The 21020-nt window shown below is 65.1% G+C and carries 23 protein-coding genes; 6 read left to right on the top strand and 17 right to left on the bottom strand.

The genetic code is table 11. From position 1 onward, the window contains the following. Positions 1-38: 38 nt before the first annotated feature. Positions 39-779, top strand: coding sequence for an MBL fold metallo-hydrolase (locus G6N27_RS19010; RefSeq protein ID WP_163779007.1), 741 nt, complete (start codon positions 39-41; stop codon positions 777-779). A gap of 177 nt (positions 780-956) precedes the next feature. Here G6N27_RS19010 and G6N27_RS19005 read toward each other — a convergent pair whose 3' ends face one another. From G6N27_RS19005 to G6N27_RS18965, 9 genes are all read right to left on the bottom strand, one after another. Then, positions 957-2303 (bottom strand): NtaA/DmoA family FMN-dependent monooxygenase, encoded by a 1347-nt coding sequence (locus tag G6N27_RS19005; protein WP_163779004.1) that lies wholly within the window; start codon positions 2301-2303, stop codon positions 957-959. Then, the gene (locus G6N27_RS19000; RefSeq protein ID WP_163779001.1) at positions 2300-3421 is read right to left on the bottom strand and encodes an LLM class flavin-dependent oxidoreductase; all 1122 of its coding nucleotides are present in this window, start codon (positions 3419-3421) and stop codon (positions 2300-2302) included. The genes G6N27_RS19005 and G6N27_RS19000 overlap by 4 nt, the downstream gene beginning before the upstream one ends. Next, the gene (locus G6N27_RS18995) at positions 3418-4521 is read right to left on the bottom strand and encodes an LLM class flavin-dependent oxidoreductase (protein ID WP_163778998.1); all 1104 of its coding nucleotides are present in this window, start codon (positions 4519-4521) and stop codon (positions 3418-3420) included. The genes G6N27_RS19000 and G6N27_RS18995 overlap by 4 nt, the downstream gene beginning before the upstream one ends. Continuing rightward, on the bottom strand, positions 4518-5024 hold the full coding sequence (locus G6N27_RS18990; RefSeq protein WP_163778995.1) for a GNAT family N-acetyltransferase: 507 nt from the start codon (positions 5022-5024) through the stop codon (positions 4518-4520). Before G6N27_RS18990 ends, G6N27_RS18995 begins: the two co-directional genes overlap by 4 nt. A 42-nt stretch (positions 5025-5066) precedes the next feature. Continuing rightward, on the bottom strand, positions 5067-5972 hold the full coding sequence (locus tag G6N27_RS18985) for an SAM-dependent methyltransferase (protein ID WP_163778991.1): 906 nt from the start codon (positions 5970-5972) through the stop codon (positions 5067-5069). Positions 5973-5974: 2 nt separating this feature from the next. Next, positions 5975-6340, bottom strand: a complete 366-nt coding sequence (locus tag G6N27_RS18980; RefSeq protein WP_163778987.1) for a DUF3054 domain-containing protein — start codon at positions 6338-6340, stop codon at positions 5975-5977. 67 nt (positions 6341-6407) lie between these two features. Beyond that, positions 6408-6908 carry a winged helix-turn-helix transcriptional regulator gene (locus G6N27_RS18975; protein ID WP_232064685.1) on the bottom strand — a complete coding sequence of 167 codons (501 nt, stop codon included), beginning with the start codon at positions 6906-6908 and terminating at the stop codon, positions 6408-6410. A gap of 208 nt (positions 6909-7116) precedes the next feature. Further along, positions 7117-7647, bottom strand: coding sequence for a PaaI family thioesterase (locus tag G6N27_RS18970; RefSeq protein WP_179963303.1), 531 nt, complete (start codon positions 7645-7647; stop codon positions 7117-7119). Then, the gene (locus G6N27_RS18965) at positions 7644-8573 is read right to left on the bottom strand and encodes an NmrA family NAD(P)-binding protein (RefSeq protein WP_163778984.1); all 930 of its coding nucleotides are present in this window, start codon (positions 8571-8573) and stop codon (positions 7644-7646) included. The genes G6N27_RS18970 and G6N27_RS18965 overlap by 4 nt, the downstream gene beginning before the upstream one ends. A 312-nt stretch (positions 8574-8885) precedes the next feature. Here G6N27_RS18965 and G6N27_RS18960 point away from each other — a divergent pair, with 312 nt between their 5' ends. Continuing rightward, positions 8886-9791 (top strand): NmrA family NAD(P)-binding protein, encoded by a 906-nt coding sequence (locus G6N27_RS18960; RefSeq protein WP_163778981.1) that lies wholly within the window; start codon positions 8886-8888, stop codon positions 9789-9791. Positions 9792-9955: 164 nt separating this feature from the next. Continuing rightward, positions 9956-10375 (top strand): hypothetical protein, encoded by a 420-nt coding sequence (locus G6N27_RS18955; RefSeq protein ID WP_232064683.1) that lies wholly within the window; start codon positions 9956-9958, stop codon positions 10373-10375. On the opposite strand, the gene G6N27_RS18950 is transcribed toward G6N27_RS18955, so the two are convergent. After that, on the bottom strand, positions 10372-11181 hold the full coding sequence (locus G6N27_RS18950; RefSeq protein ID WP_163778978.1) for a HugZ family pyridoxamine 5'-phosphate oxidase: 810 nt from the start codon (positions 11179-11181) through the stop codon (positions 10372-10374). The genes G6N27_RS18955 and G6N27_RS18950 overlap by 4 nt on opposite strands. 138 nt (positions 11182-11319) lie before the next feature. Between G6N27_RS18950 and G6N27_RS18945 the strand changes: the two genes are divergently transcribed. Next, positions 11320-12504 carry an acyl-CoA dehydrogenase gene (locus tag G6N27_RS18945; RefSeq protein WP_163782005.1) on the top strand — a complete coding sequence of 395 codons (1185 nt, stop codon included), beginning with the start codon at positions 11320-11322 and terminating at the stop codon, positions 12502-12504. Beyond that, on the top strand, positions 12501-13649 hold the full coding sequence (locus tag G6N27_RS18940) for an acyl-CoA dehydrogenase family protein (protein WP_163778975.1): 1149 nt from the start codon (positions 12501-12503) through the stop codon (positions 13647-13649). The genes G6N27_RS18945 and G6N27_RS18940 overlap by 4 nt, the downstream gene beginning before the upstream one ends. 12 nt (positions 13650-13661) lie before the next feature. Here G6N27_RS18940 and G6N27_RS18935 read toward each other — a convergent pair whose 3' ends face one another. Continuing rightward, complete coding sequence (locus tag G6N27_RS18935; protein ID WP_163778973.1) at positions 13662-13871, bottom strand: hypothetical protein; 210 nt, start codon at positions 13869-13871, stop codon at positions 13662-13664. Positions 13872-13891: 20 nt separating this feature from the next. Continuing rightward, a complete protein-coding gene (locus G6N27_RS18930) occupies positions 13892-14722 on the bottom strand; it encodes a hypothetical protein (RefSeq protein WP_163778970.1) in 831 nt (276 codons plus the stop codon). Between the two features lie 282 nt (positions 14723-15004). On the opposite strand from G6N27_RS18930, the gene G6N27_RS18925 reads away from it, so the two are divergent. After that, entirely contained in the window at positions 15005-15862 is an 858-nt protein-coding gene (locus tag G6N27_RS18925) for an SDR family oxidoreductase (RefSeq protein ID WP_163778967.1), read from the top strand. Here the strand turns inward: G6N27_RS18925 and G6N27_RS18920 are convergent, their stop codons facing one another. The 5 genes from G6N27_RS18920 to G6N27_RS18900 all read right to left on the bottom strand — a co-directional run bounded on the left by G6N27_RS18920 (position 15863) and on the right by G6N27_RS18900 (position 20906). Further along, positions 15863-16198 carry a YnfA family protein gene (locus G6N27_RS18920; protein WP_163778964.1) on the bottom strand — a complete coding sequence of 112 codons (336 nt, stop codon included), beginning with the start codon at positions 16196-16198 and terminating at the stop codon, positions 15863-15865. A 3-nt stretch (positions 16199-16201) separates the two neighbouring features. Then, positions 16202-17356: a cellulase family glycosylhydrolase gene (locus tag G6N27_RS18915; RefSeq protein ID WP_163778962.1), complete on the bottom strand. Its 1155-nt coding sequence runs from the start codon at positions 17354-17356 to the stop codon at positions 16202-16204. A gap of 77 nt (positions 17357-17433) precedes the next feature. After that, positions 17434-19080 (bottom strand): hypothetical protein, encoded by a 1647-nt coding sequence (locus tag G6N27_RS18910; protein ID WP_163778959.1) that lies wholly within the window; start codon positions 19078-19080, stop codon positions 17434-17436. A 165-nt stretch (positions 19081-19245) separates the two neighbouring features. Next, positions 19246-20478: an O-succinylhomoserine sulfhydrylase gene (locus tag G6N27_RS18905; RefSeq protein ID WP_163778956.1), complete on the bottom strand. Its 1233-nt coding sequence runs from the start codon at positions 20476-20478 to the stop codon at positions 19246-19248. Continuing rightward, entirely contained in the window at positions 20475-20906 is a 432-nt protein-coding gene (locus tag G6N27_RS18900) for a rhodanese-like domain-containing protein (protein ID WP_163778953.1), read from the bottom strand. The genes G6N27_RS18905 and G6N27_RS18900 overlap by 4 nt, the downstream gene beginning before the upstream one ends. Between the last annotated feature and the right edge of the window lie 114 nt (positions 20907-21020).

Below are 21020 nucleotides of genomic sequence, written 5' to 3'. Positions count from 1 at the left end.
GATGTCGTTTCTACTCCCTCTTGTCTACGCTCTGGGGCATGGCACCGGTGTTGACGGCCGTCACCGAGCATGTGCATCTCGTCCAGGGTGGTGCGGTGAACTGGCTGCTGGTCACCGATGACTCCGGCGTGATGATGATCGACGCCGGCTATCCGGGCGATCGCGACGACGTGCTGGCCTCGCTGCGGCAACTGGGATATCAAGCGGACGACGTGCGGGCGATCCTGCTCACCCACGCCCACATCGATCACCTTGGTTCGGCAATCTGGTTCGCCAAAACCCTTGGTACCCCGGTCTATTGCCATGCCGATGAGGTCGGGCACGCCAAGCGTGAGTATCTGGAGCAGGCGTCGCCGCTGGATGTCGCGATGCGGATCTGGCGACCCCGCTGGGCGTTGTGGACGGCGCACCTGGTCCGCGACGGCGGGCTCAGCCGTGAGGGCATCCCGACCGCGCAGCCGCTGACCGCCGAGGTGGCCGCACAGTTGCCGGGTCACCCGATGGCCATCCCCACGCCGGGCCACACCGGCGGTCACTGCTCGTATCTGGTCGACGGCGTGTTGGCCAGCGGCGACGCGCTGGTGACCGGGCATGCGCTGCTCACGCGCAGCGGACCGCAACTGCTGCCCGCGATGTTCAGTCATGATCAGGACGGTTGCGTACGCAGCCTGGCTGCCCTGGCGCTGCTGGATACCGAGGTTCTGGCTCCCGGCCACGGCGACCTGTGGCGGGGTCCGATCCGCGATGCGGCCAATCGGGCAAGCGCATTGGCGCTATAACACCGGCCACATGCGCATCGGAGTCATGGGACACAACCCTTTTCAAAAACGTGGTCATATTCGATATCACCCGTCGGCACCCAGCGGTTCGGTGATACCGCATGCGTCGTCAAATCAGAAAGTCACTACATGCCCACTCGTTGAGACTCCTGAGGTTGGTGTGACGTGACGTCCCGGCTACGGCTCTTTCGCCAGCCCGAGGTGGTCTCGCAGTGTGTGGCCGCGGTATTCGGTGCGGAACCCGGCACGCTCCTGCAATAGCGGCACCACCTGGTCGACGAAGTCGTCCAGGCCGTGCGGAGTCAGGTGCGGCACCAGGATGAACCCGTCGCACGCGTCGCCCTGGATGTACTGGTCGATCTCGTCGGCGATCTGATCAGCGGTGCCCACGAACTGCTGTCGGCTGGTGACGGCGACGATCAACTCGCGGATCGACAGGTTCTCGGCCTCCGCGCGTTCGCGATAGCTGCGGGCTACCTCGAAGGGATCGCCGTGGCGGACGCGGCCCTGGGTGATGCTGATGTCGCCGGTCGGATCCTCTGTCGGCAGCGGCCCTTCGGGGTCGTACTCGGAAAGGTCGCGGCCCCAGATCCGTTCGAGCATCGCGATCGCCGTCGGACCGCTCACCTGTTGGTGTTGAATGTGCCGCGCCTTCTCGGCGGCCTCGTCAGGGTTGTCGCCGAGCACAAACGTCGCTGCCGGAAACACTTTGAGCTGGTCGGGATTTCGGCCGAAGGATGCCGCCCGCCCTTTCACGTCGGCGTAGTAGCGCTGACCGGCTTCCAGCGTCGAGTGCAGGGTGAACAGCGCGTCAGCGTAATGCGCGCCGAAGTTTCGGCCCTCGTCGGAATCGCCGGCCTGCAACAAGATCGGATGCCCCTGCGGGCCGGCGGGCAGCGTTGCGACTCCGCGCACGTCGAACTGCGCCCCGTGATGATCGACGGTCGCGACGCGGCCGGGGTCGACGTAGGTTCCGGCATCGATGTCGGCCAGCACGGCGTCGGGCGCCCAGCTGTCCCAGAAGTCGCGTGTCACGCTGAGGAATTCCTCGGCACGCGCATAGCGGTCGGCGTGGTCGAGGAAGCCGCCCCGCCGGAAGTTCTCACCGGTGAATGCGTCCGACGAGGTGACGATGTTCCAGCCCGCGCGACCCTCCGACAGGTGGTCAAGGGTGGCGAATTGCCTTGCCACCTCGAAGGGTTCGTTGAAGGTGGTGTTGATGGTTCCGGTCAGCCCCAGCCGATCGGTGACGGCGGCCAGCGCGGCCAGCACGGTGAACGTGTCCGGGCGGCCCACCACGTCCAGGTCGTAGATCTTGCCGCGATGCTCGCGCAGTCGCAGACCTTCGGCCAGGAAGAAGAAGTCGAACAGGCCGCGCTCGGCGGTGCGGGCCATGTGTACGAACGACTCGAACTCGATCTGACTGCCCGACGCCGGGTCGGTCCACACGGTGGTGTTGTTGACTCCGGGAAAATGCGCAGCCAGGTGAATAGGCTTGCGGTGCTTGCCTTCTCGGACCTTCATGTGCCGATTCCCCAACGCCGGGCCAGCAGCTCATGCGAGCGCAGCCGATCGCGGTGGTCATGGGTCACCGATGTGACGACAAGCTCGTCGGCGCCGGACAGCCGTTGCAGCGCGGACAGCCGCTCCGCGACCTCGTCCGGATCGCCGACGAATTGCGTCTCGAGTCGGTCTTTCACCACGGGCAACTGCTCGTCGGTGAGCGGTCGGGAGTCGCCCGGACGCGGATAAGGCACCGCCCCAACCCCGGTGCGGATGGAGTACACCCACTGTCCGTAGCCGGCCGCGAGATGTTTGGCCGTGGCGCTGTCTTCGGCGACGACGACATCAGCGGACACCACGACATAAGGTTCCTGGAGAGTCGCTGAGGGGACGAACGTATCGCGATATGCCTCAACCGCTTCCAGCGCAGTGGCCGGGGTGATGTGATAACTCGCGACGAACGGCAGACCGTACGTGCCGGCCAGCCGGGCGCTCTGCCCGCGGGTGCTGCCGAAAATCCACGGCCGCAGCCCGGACCGCTCCCCCGGAACCGCGTGCACGTCGAAATCGCCGGCCTTATAAGTGCCGTCGAGCATCGCGAGGATGTCGCCGAGCTGGTCGGCGAAATCCGGTGACACCGCTTCCGGCTGCTGCAGGATCTCCATCGTCGCCATCACACGCTCGGTGTCGAGCAGCCCACGCAGGTCGAACGGCAGCGGGATCACCACACCGTCGACTTCGCGCCACTGCCGCGGTGGACGATCCTTCTTGGCCGACGGCGGCTTGGGCTTGAACCCGGTGTCGCGCCGTTGCCCGCGGCCCAGGCCGAGGTCGATGCGGCCGGGATAAAACGCGTCGAGCATCCCGAAGCTCTCCACAACCGCAGCTGCCGTGGTGTGGCTCAGCTGCACGGCGGCGGCACCGACGTGAATTGTGTTGGTAGCGGCCGCGATCTGCCCGATCAACACCGCCGGCGCCGAACTGGCCACGCCGACGAAGTGGTGTTCGGCGATCCAGAACCGGCGATACCCCCACTGTTCGGCGCGCTGGGCCAGATCGATCGTGTTGCGCAGAGCCGTCGGGGCGTCACTGCCGTCGCTGATCGGCGACAGGTCCAGGATCGACAAGGGGACGGTCAAGGCTTCACCTCGGCATATCGGTTGGGCGCCACCGGCAGGCCGAGTCGCTGACGCAGCGTCTCGCCGTCGGTGTAGCCGGCGCGAAACACCTTGGCCCGCTGCAGCAGTGGCACCACGTGGTCGACGATCACCGGCAGGTCGGTGGCGTTGATGGCCGGCCTCAGCCGCGCCCCGTCGACGCCACGCCGCTGCCACTCCAGCAGCAGGTCGACCAGCTCGGCTGGGTTACCGCCGAAAATAAGTGCGTCTGAACCGAATTCGGTGTCGCCGCCGAACGTCACCACCACATCGGCGTACACCTTGAGGTGTTGGCCGCCGGCCGCCTTGACCTCATCGAGGATGGTGTCGAGTGTCGCATTGTCGGTCGGCGTGATGAAGACGAGATCGGCGCTGGCCGCCGCGAACTCGTAGATGCGTGGCGCATGCGCCAACGCGGCGACCACCGGCTGGCCCTGCGGCGGCCGCGGGGTGATCGACGGGCCTTTCACCGAGAAATACTTCCCGCGGAAGTCGACATAGTGCAGCTTGTTCCGGTCGATGTAGCGCCCGGTGGACGCGTCGCGGATGATCGCGTCGTCCTCCCAGCTGTCCCACAACCGGCGGACCACCTCGACGGCATCGGCGGCCTCGTCGAACAGCTCGTCGCCGTCCTGCGGTGCGGGGCGCCGCCCGAACAACGCTGCCTCGTGGGCGGTCGAGCTCACCCGGGGCTGCCAGCCCGCCCTGCCGTGCGAGATGTGGTCCAGGCTGGCGATGGCCTTGGACACGTGGAACGGCTCGGTGTGGGTGACGGTGGCCACCGGGATCAAACCGATGTGCCGGGTGACCGGCGCGATGCGCGCGGCGACCAGGACGGCGTCACCGCGACCGGCCAGCCGTCGCGGGCTGATGGGCTCGCGGCGTCCGGGCTGGGGCATCAGCGTGTCGTCGATGGTGAGGAAGTCCAGCAGGCCGCGCTCGGCGGTGGCCGCCAGCTCGGCCCAGTACCGGCCGCTGAGCACCGACCCGGTCCCGGGATCGGCGGCCAGCGTGCTGCGCCACGCCTGCGGATGCCAGCCGTACCCGTCGAGCGCGACCCCCAGCTGGAACTGGCCGGTCATCGCAATTCCTTGACGAAAGCGATCGGAAAGACCGGTCCGCGCGCCGCCAGCGGCTCGGCAAGACGCGTGTAGCCGAACGATTCGTATAGCGCCTCGGCCTCGGGCTGGCGGTGGCCGGTCGTCAGATACACCCGCCGGTAGCCACGGGCGGCGATGACGCTTTCCAGCTCCGCCAGCAGCGCGCTGGCCAGCCCCCGACGGCGATGCGCACTGTCGGTCCACACCCGCTTTAGCTCCGCTGTCTCGGCGTCGAATCGCTGGAACGCGCCCCCGGTGACTGGGGTGCCGTCCAGCTCGCCGATCAGAAAACCGCCGTCGGGAGGTGCGAATTCGCCGACCGGGACCGACGTCAACCAGGACATGATGGTCGGCGGCGTGCTGTCGTAGCGCTGCGCGTACTCGACGGCCAGTTCGTCGAGCAGCGGCTGGGCCCGCGCATCGTCGAACGCCACCGCCACGAAGCGGAGCCGTTGCGGCGGTGCAGTGTGTCGGGGTCGAGTCATCACTACATGTCTAACGTGTCGCCATCCGCCGCATTCCGGCTGTCAGGTCAAGACCGCGCGGACATAGCGGCCTGCGACCGGCGCCTCTTTAAGATCCTGACGACGCAAACCCGGCAGCCCGGTCGCGGTGAACAGGTCACCCAGACCCGTCACCACGGTTCTCCAGCCGAGCGCAGCCAGCGACTCCGCGGCGTCGTGATGCTCGTCGGGATAGGTGAGCTCGGCCATATCGCCGGTGAAACCGAATTCTCGCCAGCGATTCGCCAGCGCGTGTTCCTGGCTCGCGACCGGTGGTTGCCGTTCCGGCAGAAAGTCCACCGCCACGCGGCTGCCGGGCGCGCTCAACGCGTTGACGTTGTCGAACAGCCGGTCGTGGGTAGCCGGCGACAGAAACCCGATGAACAGTCCTTCGGCAATCCACACGGTCGGCTGGCCGGCGTCAAAGCCGAGCCGCCGCAATGCTTCCGGCCAGTCGCGCCGAAGATCGACACCCGCCGCGCGCCGGTGGGTGCGCGGCGTGGCGTTCAGGCCGCGCAGCGTCTGCGTCTTGAAGTCGATCACCTGCGGCTGGTCGATCTCGAACACCGTCGTGCCGGCCGGCCACCACAGCCGGTACGGGCGGGCATCCAACCCCGACGCCAGGATCACCGCCTGTCTGATGCCGGCCCGGCAGGCGTCCGTGACGAAGTAGTCGAAAAAGCGGGTGCGGACCGCGAAAAGGTCGGTGAGCAAAGCCAATCCGTTGTTATCACCGAGATCGCTCAACGCCAATTCACCGGTGGCCACCTTGGTAAAGAACTCCATCCCCACGGCGCTGACCAACGGCTCGGCGAACGGGTCGCTGATCATGCCCGCCCGGTTTGCCAGGGCCCGCGCGGTCGCCACCATGGTGGCGGTGGTTCCGACGCCGGTGGCCGGACCCCAGGTGTCGTTGTCTGTTCGGGTCACGGTCACGCCGACCTTTCACCGCGTCGCAGGAGCCGGGTCGACGCGCGCCACCCCAGCAACAGCAACGCGGTCACCGATGACGCCACGACGACGAAGCTCGCGGCGACGCCGGCGGCGGTGGCCTTCCGCAGCAGCATCCCGACCGCGACCGTGCACAGCCAGACCACCACCCCGGTGGGATAGACCGCCGTCGGCCTCCGCCAGGCCCGCGATATCAGCCACCCCAGCGCGGTGCCGCTCAGGAACGGCCACGCTGTCGTGGCGATGCCGGCGACGTCGATCCCCTCGTCGTGACTGCGGCGGCCGACCGCACAAAAAGCGAGCACGCAGGCCACATCGATGCCCAACCAGGCTGGACGACGCTCCATGCCGCGGTACCCTACGCCCGTCGCGACCGGCCGTCAGGGGTCATCATCACCGCCGGACGGCGGGGCGCTATCGCCGCTGTTTGGGACGGATACGCGCCTCGGTCGCAGTGAGCTGCACGCTGTGGCCTTCGGTGCAGTGCACCTGGGTTACCAAGGGCGCGCCGCAACCGTCGCCGTGCACCAGGTCCAGCCGTCGCGCGTCGCCCTGCAGCAGCATCCCGAACTCGACGAGGCTGACCAGTACCGGAAACAGCTGTCGGCCGCGCCCGGTGAGCACGTACTCGTAGCGGGTGCGCTGTCCGGGCGACTTGTACGGCTGCTTGGCCAGGACTCCGGCGTCCACCAATTGCTTGAGGCGCGTCGCCGCGATTTGCTCGGTGAATCCAGCCCGCTGGGCGAAATCCTCGAAACGTCTGGTGCCCCAGAATGCTTCGCGGAGCAGGATGAGCGCTGACCGGGTTCCGATGGTGTCCAGGGCACGTTCGATCGGGCAGACTTCCCGGTAGCCGGTTCTGTCACCGTCGGCCAGCCGACCCGTCAAAGTCATCGCGTCCGATGCTGTGTCCATGCCGCCACCCTACCCGCTGACCATACCTTTCCATAGCCAGATCGAGGGCCCGATGACGCTGTTGAGCAGGAAAAATGACACCAAAGACCGATGGACGCCGGCGACATATCAGCAGCCTGCTAGAGCTTGAAAGACGCAGTATCCCTTGCGATGTAGGCATTTCTCGACGACGTCATGTGGCACAAGCTGAATAGAGTATGGATGCCGCTCACCGGCGCAGGATCAGGCAGTTACTTGTCGCGGTGGCCAACAGCTTGCCGGCCGTCGTTTCCAAGGTTGCCTCGGCCAGTGCGGTTCGCCGGCCCAGGTGACGTACCGTGCCCGTGCATCGCACCGGTCCGGTGTCCACGCGTATCGCACCGAGGAAGCGCACCGACAGGTCTTGGCTGGTGTAACCCGTGCCTGCGGGGAGCAGACTATGCACCGCGCAGCCGGCGGCAGAATCCAGCAGTGTGCTGTACACCCCACCGTGTACCGAACCGATTGGGTTGTAATGGAATTCCGACGGCGTCATGCCAAACACCACGACGCCGGACTCGACCGACTCCAGCCTCATATCCAACATGTGCAGCAGCGGTGGTGCGGGCAGATTCCCGGCCTGCATGGCGCGGAGGTAATCCAGACCGGTCATTTCGGTGGCCGCCGTCGCACCGGTCAGCGGATCCTCCCAGCTGAAGGTTCGTGTGCGTAGCAGGCCATCCTGACCGCTGTCGGGTCGAGCTACGACGGTATCGGTCATGGTGTCACCTCTAACTCGGAACGGTTGGCGCGGAGGAACTCTCGCAGCGAGACAGGCGTGCGGCTGATCAGCCGGGTCAAATCGGTGAACTCGACCGACGGCGCACCCCGAGCCGCGACCGCGGCGCCGACGTTCGAGATATGCCCGGCCATCGCATGATTCACAACTCCGCCGGGATCACTCTCCGAAACGATGATGAGTTCCTCACGCCAAGTTTCGGGCGAGATCGGCTCGAAGCTGATCGGGCGTTCGAGCTCTTGGCTGAGGATCTCGGCGACCTCGTGGTGGTTGAGCAACTCCGACCCTGATGGGTAGCAGATCGGACCGTCGAACCGCTCGGGATGCAGCAGCGCGGTGACGGCGACTTCTCCGGCATCGCTGCCATTGATCCAGCCGACCGGCTTGTCGCTGAAACTGTTGCGCAGCTGGTTGTCCCGTCGGATCGAGTCACTGTGCAGCGCGAGGATGTTCTCATGAAAGATTGCGGCAACCCGCAGGATCAGCAGGTCGAGCCCACCCCAGGTCATTACTTCCTCGGCAAGCCATTGGGCACGACCGAGTTCGCTGGAATGTTGTGGATGTGCCGGCGCCATCGACATCACGACAGTCCGCACGGCGCAACCTGTTTCACGAACCGCGGCCGCGTAGTTGGCGGCCGCGGCGACGATGCCGTCGGCAACCGGGTAGGTAAAATACGCCAAGTCGACGTCCGCGAGCGCCGTGACGAGGGTGCGCCGATCATGTAGATCTCCGATCACCACTTCGGCACCCAGCGCGACCAGGGCATCGGTCCGCTCGCTTGGCGTGCGGGCCAGGATCCGCACCTGCCTGCCTTCTTCACGCAGGCGTCGCGCGACGTGCGCACCAGTGGACCCGTGACGGCCGGTAGCGCCGGTCACCAGAATGGGTGCGACTGATCCGGTCATCGAGGCTCCTCTGCTGTTGATAACCACATCGATAACCATCGATGCTGACTTTAGTATTGTCAAGTCAACAGCGAAGATCAGGTTCACTTACATGTTGGTGCACTGTGGTTTTAGATGACCGCTGCCTCAGGGGCAAACGCCAGCCGCGTCAGGAACGGAGTGGGCTGGCGTCTTCAGAAGAAGACTGATGCCAGCTCACAACTCATTTATTCCCGTCATCACGGTGATTCTTCGGCACGAAATTGGAATGGATGCTCACTTGAGTTAGTTAGAGCTAGATGTGACAGTGAATGCTCAAGAGAGGGACGGCTGATGACCACTGACTTCGCCTCGACACAGCCCACCGACGAGCAAGCGTTGCTCGTCACCGGAGCGGCCGGCCGGACCGGAGGGTACGCCGCGCAACTACTTCTCGAACGAGGGCATCGCGTGCGAGCCTTGGTTCACCGCTTCGATGACCGCGCCGCGACATTGCGCGACCGCGGCGCCGAGGTCATCGTCGGAGACCTCCACGACATCGACGCCGTCAGGAACGCCGCCAAAGGCGCCCGCGCGGCCTATTTCGTCTACCCGATCAGCCCCGGCCTGCTCGAGGCCACGACGACGTTCGCCCAGGCAGCCGCGGAGGCGGGGGTGACCGCAATCGTCAACATGTCCCAAATCTCAGCGCGCCGGGGCGCTGCGAGTGATGCTACGCGAATCCACTGGCTGGGCGAACGGATCCTGGACTGGTCACCGGTCGCTGCAACCCATTTGCGGCCAACGTATTTCGCCGAGTGGTTCACGATCTTCGGTGCGCAGAGTATTCGGGACGAAGGTGTGTTGCGTCTTCCCTTCGGCGACGGTCGGCACGCCCCGATCACGGCGGAAGACCAGGGCCGCGTCATCGCCGCGATCTTGGAGCACCCTGAGGACCACGCCGGTCAGGTCTATCCACTGTTCGGCGCCGTGGAGATGAATCACCACCAGATTGCCGAGGCCATCTCCGAAGCGTTGGGACGCCCGGTGCGCTATGAGCCGACAGACATCCCGACATGGATCGCCGGCATCAAAGCCCAGGGCTTTCCCGAATTCCTGGCCCAGCACTTGAGCAACGTCGCCGTCGACTACCGGAACGGGATCTTCGCGGGCAACAACGACCTCGTCGAACGCATCGGCGGAAAGAAGCCGACGACGGTTCAGGAGTTCATCACCGCCCATCTCGCCGCATTTAGCTGACCCGAAAGGTCAACGAGTGAGCCGACGTTCGCGGCGCTTCTTCAGACAGAAGATGTTCGGCGCGTGAATTGCTAGCGCCCAATTGACTACGGGCCGCTGAATTGTCGTTTCGCGGCGGTGTCGAGGCCCGACGTCATCGACTCGGCCGGATATCCTTTAGTAACGTGACCACAGCAGAGCAACCGCCGGAGTCACTGCTCTCGGCGATGGCGAAGGCACGCATCCCGGCAGACAACCATCCATTCATCCGCCGAGTCGCCAACGCGATCGGTATCGCTGAGTACCGCGCGGTCCTCAGCTCCGACAAACCGTACATCGTGGCCAAGAGGCGCGACGGTCAGCCGGATCTGCATATCTACCATGGCTATACGACCGGCTTCACCACCGAACAGGAAATCAACGGCGTCGCCGACAGCGGGACAGGGCGTGGGCCGAGTTCACGCACGGGGACCTGGTACGTCGAGCACCCGAAAAATCAAGTGCGCCTTGGCGGCAAACGTTCCGGCGACGTCCGGCGTGAGGGCAGCTTCTGCAGTTGCGGCATGCAGCGGTCGTTGACCGGAGTGTGCGTGAACTGCGACTAGGGATTACCGGCAGCAGCAGCCGCGCGGGCCAGTTCGGCTGTCACCGAACGTAATTGGCCGGCAGAATTCAGCCGTTCGGGGAAACCGATGCGGGTATAAGCGATTCCGCGTGGGGTGTGCACCTGGATGTCCAAGCCGTAGCGGTCGATACCGGTGCACACTGCGGTGTCGGTGTCCGGATAGCCGCCGAACGCGCGGGCCATGGCGGCCAGAGCGTCGGCGTGATCGGCGTTGAGGTGCGTGATCGCACCAGCCGCATTCGGGGTCACCGGATCCGGTGCCGCCGCGGCGTAGTCCTCGCCAGTGGCCGAATCCATTCGGCCGTAACCGCCGACCCAGCGCACCCGCTGGACGTCGAGCACCCAGAAGGTGAAGTCGCTGAAGTCGGCGAAAATCCGGCCGGCCGGAACCGCGTCGATATACGCGGTGCGGGCCGCGTCGCGCTCCACCGAAGAGGGCTCAAAGACGACGCCGGCCAAAGTGATTCGGCTGCTGTCCAGAAGATCCCCGCCGTTGCCCACCGCTACGATCGACAGGCTGGCCCGCGGGTCGCCGGCCAGATTGCGACCATGCTCGGCCAGATTCGACACACACAGCACCGGCTGTCCACCCAGCAACCCGTAGGTCACGAACGACGCCCACGGGTCGCCGTCGGCGGTCACGGTCGCCAACGTCGCGGCGTTGGTCGACGCCGCGATCGTGCGCGCCTGCTCGGCGGCTGACGGACGAGTCGAATGCGTGGGGGGCCGCAGCGGCGCAGGAGTCGACGGCGCATCGCCGGGGTCGCCATGATCGCGGGGCGTCACAACCGGCGACGCTACCGCTTCGACCGCTGCGATTACGTCGAACCGGACGCTGCGCGCATGCGCATCGAGCACCAGCGCGAAGGCGCTGGCGATGCCAACGCCGGCGAGGCCACTTCCCGACGGTGGCAGGATGAGGTGATGAGCACTGGCAAACTTCCCGACTTCAACCCGCAGGACCCCCTGGGATTGGATGGTTCACTGTCCGACGACGAGATCGCGGTGCGTGACACGGTCCGTCAGTTCTGCGCCGAGCATGTCCTCCCGCATGTCGCGGAGTGGTTCGAGATCGGCGATCTGCCGGTTCGCGATCTGGCCAAACACTTCGGACAACTCGGCCTGCTCGGCATGCATCTGGAGGGTTACGGCTGCGGCGGAGCGTCGTCGGTGCACTACGGCCTGGCCTGCACCGAGCTGGAGGCCGCCGACTCCGGGATCCGGTCGATGGTGTCGGTCCAAGGCTCGCTGGCGATGTTCGCGATCTGGCGATTCGGCTCGGAAGAGCAGAAGCAGCAGTGGCTGCCCGGCATGGCCGCCGGTGAGCTGCTCGGCTGCTTCGGGCTGACCGAACCGGACGCCGGATCCGACCCTGCGTCGATGACCACCCGGGCGCGACGCGACGGGTCGGACTGGATTCTCAACGGCCGCAAGATGTGGATCACCAACGGTTCGGTCGCCGATGTCGCCGTTGTGTGGGCCACGACCGACGACGGGGTGCGCGGTTTCATCGTCCCGACCAAGACGGCGGGCTTCACCGCCAACACCATCCACCACAAGCTTTCGCTGCGGGCTTCGATCACCAGCGAGCTTGTGCTCGACGATGTGCGCCTGCCGGACGACGCTGTGCTGCCCGAGGTGAAAGGCCTCAAGGGGCCGCTGTCGTGCCTATCGGAAGCGCGCTACGGCATCATCTGGGGTTCGATGGGCGCCGCCCGCTCGGCGTGGCAGGCGGCTCTGGACTATGCCGGCCAGCGCACCCAATTCGGCAAGCCGATCGCCGGATTCCAGTTGACACAAGCCAAACTCGTCGACATGGCCGTCGAATTGCACAAAGGCTTGTTGCTCGCGCTGCAGCTGGGCCGGCTCAAGGACAGCAGCGGCCTACGACCCGAGCAGGTCAGCTTCGGCAAGCTGAACAACACCCGTGAGGCGATCGAGATCTGTCGCACCGCGCGAACAATTCTGGGCGGCAACGGGATATCGCTGGAGTATCCGGTGATCCGGCACATGGTCAACCTGGAATCGGTGCTCACCTACGAGGGCACACCGGAGATGCATCAGCTGATCCTCGGCCAGGCCTTCACCGGTTTGGATGCCTTCCGGTGAACGCGCGCCTGGAGTACACCTCTGAGCACCGGCAGTTCCGCGATATGGTGCGCGACTTCGTGCAGCAGACCGTCGTCCCGGCCCACGAAGACTGGGAGAAGGCCGGCTGCGTGGACCGGTCGCTGTTCACCGAGGCCGGAAAGCTTGGGCTGCTGGCATTTTCGGTTCCAGAGGAGTTCGGCGGGGCGGGAGTCGACGACTTTCGTTACAACGCGATCGTGGTCGAAGAACTCCAGCGGGCCGGTGCGGCCGCCGAGGCAATCGCCTTGTCGCTGCAAAACGACATCGTGCTGCCCTACCTCACCGATCTGACCAACGCCGAGCAGAAGCAACGCTGGTTGCCGGGAGTCGTCACTGGCGAGACGGTCATCGGCATCGCAATGACCGAACCCGGCGCCGGGAGCGACCTGGCCGGGATTCGCACCACCGCGGTGCGCGACGGCGACCACTACGTGGTCAACGGTGCGAAGACCTTCATCTCCAACGGTCAGACCGGCGATGTGTTCGTCATCGCCGTCCGCACCGCGCCCGACCGGCACAAGGGCCTATCACTGCTGGTGGTCGAACCCGATACGCCGGGCTTCAGCCGTGGCCGGAATCTGGAGAAAATCGGTCTGCACGCCCAGGACACCAGCGAGCTGAACTTCACCGACATGCGGGTTCCCGTCGAGAATCTGCTCGGCGAGGAAAACCGGGGTTTCTATCAGCTGATGAACAATCTGCCCCAAGAACGGCTTTCGCTGGCCGTCGGCGCGGTGGCCGCCGCCGAAGGCGTCCTGGCCGAAACTCTCGGATACGTCAAGCAGCGAAATGCTTTCGGCTCCCCTATTTCCGGACTACAGAACACTCAGTTCGTGCTGGCCGAGTTGGCTACCGAAATCGACATTGCCAGAACCTATCTCGACGATTGCCTCGCCGAGCACCTGGACGGTGGATTGACCGCGGCCCGTGCCGCACGGTTGAAATGGTGGACCACCGAACTGCAGGTCCGCACCGCCGATCGCTGCCTGCAACTGCATGGGGGCTACGGGTACATGCGGGAGTATCCGGTGTCGCGCGCGTTCGTCGATGCCCGCATCCAGACGATCTACGGCGGGACGACCGAGATCATGAAGACGATCGTCGCGAAGGATCTCGGGATCTAGCACTGCGCTGCCTCAGGCGCTCGCGGCCATTCCGCCGATACCGGGTACGGCCTGGGCCTCGAAAGCGGACGGCATCCGCACGGCCGCCCCGACCAAGATCATCGCCGCGGCGGTCGAGGGGTCGACTTGCCACTGCGATCCGCTGCCGAATTTCAGTAGCTTGTCCCGGGTTTCGGTGTCGGTGATGAACATGATCCACACGGGTTCGTTGTTGTTGTCCATTGTATTTCCTTTTCGGCTATTCAGAGCGGGACGTGGTCGGGCACGAGGATTCGGCCGCTGTGCCGCCCTCGAAAGTCGTTTGTTTGGAATGCTTTTGCCTGCGCGATGGGTATCAGTCCGGACAGATTGGTGTCGATCTGGCCTCGGCGGAATTGCTCGTGCAGCAATTCCTTTGTCTCTTCGACGATCTTGGCGATCTGCCTAGGCTGCGCGTGGTTGAAGAAGTCCCGGCGGTTCCACCACAGCATCTTGGTTCGGTAGCGTTCGTCGGGGTATGGCGTGGCCGGAATGGCCGCCACCACCGGTCCGGAAGAACGCCAGGTGTTCAGAATGGCCGTCGCGGCCGTGCACATGCCGAACTGGAAATCCAGCATGACCATCATGTAGAAGCAGCTGCGCGCCAAGGCACTGGTGAGCAACGGATTCCGATCCGGGGCGTCGGTGACCCAACCCGCTTTCATCTCCAGCACGCCGTAGGGCACCCGATCGTCGATCATCTGCCGGACGGCCTGCTGGCCAGGTTGCCCGGCCCATTCCTCGATTGCATGTGAATCGTCGGCTGAGCGCAGCGCCTTGGCCCGCAGTCCGGCTACCACCTCTCCGGCTTCGTCGACGACGGCGCAGAACATGACAGTGTCCGCACCGTCGCGCAGCGCATCGATGTCGAGGGCGCCCTCGACGTCACGCTTGCGGTAGCTGCGGATGGCGCCGGCGGCATACTCGGCCCACAGATCGGGGTCGGCCGATGGCTGCGAAACTATGAGCGTGCCCTGGATGTCGGGGTCGTACCAGCGAAAGCCTTGCCGAAGGGAGAACCCGCCGACTGCTGTGCTCAACGCGGTGGCCTTCACCGATCTCCTCTCCGAACGTCAAACCGATGTTTGGTCATACCTGGCTATTTCATCCTTTTAGTATCTATATCACCCTTAGGAATACCAGAAGGTTTATTTCGACACAATAGACAGTCTGTTCGAATCGCTAGATGCGCCATAGCTAGCTGGGCGGTATGTAAGCCGTGCGGCGTTGCACCGCCCGGACGCCGCTGACCAGCAGCGATCGGCCGGGGTGTGCGGCCGTCCATACCCACGCAGCGTGGTTCCACGCCGGACTTGACACCTGTAAAGTCCGTCGGCATGGACAACATCAGGGGCAAAACCATCGTGATCACCGGGGCCGCCCGCGGCATCGGGTATGCCACCGCGCAGGCGCTGCTGGCACGCGGCGCCCGGGTGGTCATCGGCGACCGGGACATCGATGTGTTGGAGAGTGCCGTCGCGGGCATCAGCAGCCTCGGCCAGATCAGCGGCCATCCGCTTGATGTGACCGACAGGGAGTCGTTCGCGGCGTTCCTCGACAAAGCGCGGGCCGACGGTGGCGGCCACATCGATGTGCTGATCAACAACGCCGGCGTCATGCCGGTGGGCCCGTTTCTCGAGCAGTCGCCGCAGGCGATCCGCTCATCGATCGAGGTGAATTTCTACGGCGTGCTCACCGGCTGTCAGCTGGTATTACCGGACATGGTCAGACGGCGTGACGGGCACATCATCAACATCGCGTCGCTAGCCGGCATGGTCGCGGTGCCCGGCCAAGTCGTCTACGCCGGAACGAAATTCGCGGTCGTCGGACTGTCCACCGCGCTGTCTGACGAGTTCGCCCCGCACGGTGTCAAGGTCACGGCGGTGCTGCCGACGTTCACCAACACCGAGCTGATCTCGGGGACGACGCCGTCTTCGGCGCAAAAGCCGGTGGAGCCCTCGGAGATCGCCGCGGCGATCGTCAAAGTGCTGGACAAGCCGAAATCCCGAGTCTCAGTCCCGAGTTGGGGCAAGTCGTTCGCCGCGCTGGCCACGCTGCTGTCGGACCGCGGCCGTCGCTGGCTCAACAAGAAGATGGGCAACGATACGGTCTTTCTCCACCTCGACAACAACGCCCGCCGGGGTTATGAAGACCGAGCGCAGCACGCGACGGGCGTCGTCGAACACAAGGAGTGATCAGCGCCCGCGGGGCGCATACATGATCACTCCGACGCCGGCCAGACAGACCGCCGCACCGATCAGGTCCCACCGGTCGGGTCGAAATCCGTCCAGCGCCATACCCCACGCCAGCGAACCGGCGACGAACACGCCGCCGTACGCGGCCAACACGCGGCCGAACTGCGCATCGGGTTGGAAAGTCGCGACGAAACCGTAGGCGCCCAAAGCGATCACGCCGAGGCCGGCCCACATCCATCCGCGGTGTTCGCGAACGCTCTGCCACACCAGCCAGGCGCCGCCGATCTCCAAGACCGCAGCCAGCGCGAAGAGCAGGATCGACTTGGCGACGGTCATGGCCTACCCGACCGTTGCGGCGCTCAGGGTCCTGATGGTCTGCGATTCGTCGTTCTGAAACGCGGTTCCGTCCGGCCGCAGCAGGTCGTGGAACCATACTTTCGGGACCGCTGAGTACGGGTGCTTCCAGGAGTCCCACGGAAAGTAGGTCTGCGTCTTGCCCGCAACCAAACCCCAGTTGATTGCACCGACATTGTGCCGCTTGGCAATTGGCAGGATCGATTCGACCGTGCTGCCCTGCGGCCGGGCCATGTACTCGGTGCACAAGATGGGGCGGCCATGTGGGGTGAGCTCGCCGACGCGCGACTCGAAAGTCGACGGTCCGGCGTAGGAGTGAAAGCTGATCACGTCGGAGTTGGCCAGCTGGATGTTCTGGATCGTGGTGCGACTCGACGCGTCCGCCCACTCGCCGTCCCACACGCCACTGGTCAGCGGCTGCCGAGCGTCGACGGCACGCGCCCAGGTGAAGACCTGGGGAAGCAGGTCCGCCACCCGGTCGAGCTTGTCGCCGCGCTCGACACTGGCGTACTGCGGCGCGGGATTGTCGGGTTCGTTCCACACGTCCCAACCCAAAACCCGGTCGTCATTGCGGAATTGGGTCATCACGCCGGTGACGTAGTCCTGCAACGTGCGGGTGTAGCTCTTGTCGTCGATGCGATCAGCGCCCGGGCTCTGCACCCAGCCGGAGTTGTGCACCCCGGGGGTCGGCGCATGCTGGCGACCGACTTGGGGATGCGGATCCCAGCAGGAGTCGAACAACACGAACAGCGGCTTGATGCGATGCCGAGACGAGATGTTGACGAACTGTGCCAGGCGAGTTTGGAAGCCGCGGGCGTCCTGGGCCCACAACTGGTCGTGCAGGAAAACCCGGACCGTGTTCAGTCCGTGCAGTCGGGCCCAACCCAATTCGGTGTCGATGCGCCGCGGGTCGTAGGTGCCCGGCTGGAACATCTCGAGTTGGTTGATCGCGGTGGAGGTGATGAAGTTCGCGCCGACCGGCCACCCCTGGGCTTGATACCAGCGGTTGGCGCGGTCAGTCGACCACCTGCTGGACTCGGCGGAGGCACGCGGCGGCTCCGCCGAAGCCCGAGGCGCCTGAGCCAGAGCCGTTCCCGCCGCCAGTAAAAGGGGCAGCTTCAGAACAGTCCGGCGATACACACAGAGACGATAAGTTCCCGGAGACGCCGTTCCCGGTATTCGGCCAGCGCGTCGCGCGACTTGTTATCGCAGCGTCATCAATGCGATGCGGCCAGCATTCGTTCCAACGTCAGGGCCTGCGCGCCGGCCGTCATCGATGTCTGCCCCGAGGTGGCGACCATGGCCCACCGGCCGGGCACGACGGCGATCTCTTCGCAGGGCTGTTCTGCCGTCGAGAATTTCGATAGCAACGAGCGGATGTTCTCCGCGCTCGCCGTGGCCTCGGGGACCAGGACGCGAGTCGCCGCCCCCACACCGACAGCGGGATGGCGGGCCATGAACTCGCGCAGGAACAGTGCGCCGGTCACCTTGGGATTGATGTCCTGCACCGCGGCCACGACGGTGCCGCCGAACTTCCCGCCCAGCGTGCCGACCGCGAAGTCGACGCCGCAGTGCAACAGACCGAGCCGCTGGTGGAGGTCGTTCATCGTCGCCCGCATGCTTGTGTACAGGTTCGGGTCCAACCCCAGTCCGGCCCAGTCCGCGGCGCCGATGAACATGTTGCCCTTCCACGAGGTGCCACGCATGAACTGCAGAGTCAGCCCGTCCAGCAGCTCCCCCGAACGCACATGCGCCGACGGCGTCGTCAACACCGGTTCTCCACCGACGTTCCGCTGCAAGTAAGTGACATGGGCCTCCAGGACTTGATCGCCGCCCAATTTCCAGGCGGCGGTAGACAGTGCCTCCAGCCGCCGGCTGTCATTGAGTTCGATGTCCGGCACGATGCGTCCGCCGTTACCGCCATCGGACGGTTTCAAGCAAGCGTGTGTCAGCTCATAGCGCTCATGGAGAAGAGTTGCGGCGCAAAGGAATTCCCGAGTGAAATCACAGCGATTCGGCAGCCAAGGAACGGTATACCCCGGCAGCACTGGCAACGCCGATCCGAGTGCAAGGAACGCTTCGCTGACCTGATGCTCCCGTTCCAGGATGACCGCACCCGGCTCATCGGTCAGGTCGAGGCTCAGGGCGGATTCCACGGTCGGATGCAGCATCCCCTTGCGGTTCCACCGCGCCAGACGAGAGTCATTGGCGTCGACGCGAATTCGCTCCAGCCCGGCCATTCGGGCCAACCAGATCACCAGGACCTGGAATTCGGGCTCGAAGTCGTAGGGGCACACCACGGCCGAGGGGCGGTCGCGGAAGAACTCGATGATCTGACGCATCACCGGATCGCGGTCCCCGCCGTCGACCGCGCGGCGCAGCAGCGCCTGCGAGAGGTAGTAATAGTCGGCATCCGGAAGCGGCAGGCGAACAATGCCTTTCGCCGCAATCGCATTTCGCCATGGCCTGGTACGACCGACCACAAGGTCGCCGCTGCGGGCCAGGTAGAGGCCGCGGGTCTCCACGTAGGTGGTGAGATCGATGACCGGGCGACCGTCGGCCATCGCGGACAGGTCCGTCTCGAAACTCGATGCGTACGGCGTGGTGGAGTGCACCATCAGGCGAGGCTGGCCGTCGCCAGGCGCTGCGAATTCGACATGGTCGGACACCAGATCTGCCAGCTCGCCGGGCTCGACCGACAGCAGTTTTCGCGTCGCGATGGCGAAGTCGGTCTCGTCGAACCTCAGCGGGCCGGCGTAGCTTTGCCAAGCGATGTCACGACCGTCGACGACGACGGTCCACTCATAAAAATCGCCGGTCAGCGGATGAGCCGACGTCCGCGGCCGGCTGATGCATGAAATCACGCAAGTCTCTCCATCTCTGGCCCGGCGCAGCCAGGCAGGTAGACAGTGCGATGGGCACCGTCATACCGCTATCGAGCACACCTACTATCGCGTTACACACCGCGTCGCAGGTTGTGAAAGACCGAATCCGTCGGGAAAACTGAACGACGGCAAGGTGAACAACCGCTAGCTCAAGGCCCGATCGAGGTCGGCGATCAGATCGTCGGTGCCTTCGAGTCCGACCGAGATGCGAACGACGCCGTCGCCCAGGCCTATTGCCGCACGCCCTTCGGGCCCCATCGCACGGTGCGTGGTGGTCGCCGGATGCGTGACAAGGGATTTCGAGTCACCGAGATTATTAGAGATGTTGATCAGCTGCAGCTTGTCCAGCACGTCGAAAGCCCGTTGTTTGGCCGCGCTGTCGGGGACGTCGAGCTCGAAGGTCACGACGGTCCCGCCGCCGGACATCTGCCGCTTGGCCAAGTCGTACTGTGGGTGCGACGCCAGGTACGGATAGCGCACCCACCGCACTGCCGAATGACCCTCCAGGTATTCGGCGATCCGCTGCGCCGACGCGTTCTGATAGTCGACCCGAATCGCCAACGTCTCAAGGCCTTTGAGCATGACCCAGGCGTTGAATGCACTCATCGCCGGACCGGTGTGCCGCATCAGCTTCTGTACCGGGCCGTCGATGTACTCCTTGTCGCCGAGGATGGCCCCGCCGAGCACGCGGCCCTGCCCGTCGATGTGTTTGGTGCCCGAGTACACCACCACATCGACGCCGAGCGGAAAGCCCTGCTGGAGCAGCGGGGTGGCAAAGACGTTGTCCAGCACCACCTTCGCACCGGCGGCATGAGCGAGCTCAGTGACCGCGACGATGTCGACCAGCGACTGCATCGGGTTCGACGGCGTCTCGAAGAACACCGCCTGGGTAGGAACGGACAGCGCCTCCTGCCACTGCGACAGGTCGTCGCCGTCGACGAATACCACCTCGACACCCCAACGCGGCAGAATCTCGCTGCACACGACGAAACACGATCCGAACAGGCTGCGTGCGGCGACCAGCCGGTCGCCCGCCGCCAGCAATGCGCCCAATGAGGTGAATACCGCGGCCATTCCGCTCGCCGTGGCGAACGCCGCAGGTGCGCCTTCGATCAGTCGCAGCCGTTCCTCGAACATGGTGACGGTCGGATTGCCGTAGCGCGAATAGACGTAACGGTCGACCTCACCAGTGAAGGCCTTCTCCGCCTCGGCGGCGGAGCCGTACACATAGCCGGACGCCAAATAGATTGCCTCGGCGGTCTCTTCGAACTGCGATCGCAGGACACCGCCGCGGACCCCGATGGTGGCTTGGCTGACACCGTCGGGCAGTGGTTCCGGTGTGCGAACCGAGCGCTTGTCAGGGCGGGAGGAACTCATGTCTGCTTCCAGGGCAAACCGATTGCCCGCCAGCCACTTCCGCCGCGGTGACTGTACGCGTCGAGTTGCCCTTCGAACCCGTCGAGCACGTTGTAGGACGGCGCGATGCCGGCCTCGGTGGCAGCCTCTGCCGCCCCGATCGAGCGATTGCCGGAGCGACACAGGAACACCACGGGCCGATCGTCGCCGGCCGGGACATGCTCCAACAGGTCGGCGACGAAGTTGTCGTTGCGCTTGCCGTCGGCGCTGTTCCATTCGATGTACACCACATCGCGGCCCAAGCTAGCCAGGTCGGGAACGCCGACGAAGCGCCATTCAGCGTCGGTGCGCACGTCCACCAGCACTGCCTCGGGGTTCTCGCTGAGCAGCTTCCACGCCTGCTCGGGGGTGATATCTCCTGCGTATGGACGGTTTTGCGCTGTGCTCACCTGCGGTTTCCCCTGCTCGTCGACGAAGGTAGAAACAACAATATCTGTGCATGAACACAGGCCGAAATGCGGTCTGCGCGCCTTCGCCCTAGAGGTAGAGCGACCTGCTTGCTA

This window comes from Mycobacterium cookii (genome assembly GCF_010727945.1).
Taxonomy (GTDB): domain Bacteria; phylum Actinomycetota; class Actinomycetes; order Mycobacteriales; family Mycobacteriaceae; genus Mycobacterium; species Mycobacterium cookii.
This window is presented reverse-complemented; position numbering and strand designations above follow the sequence as displayed.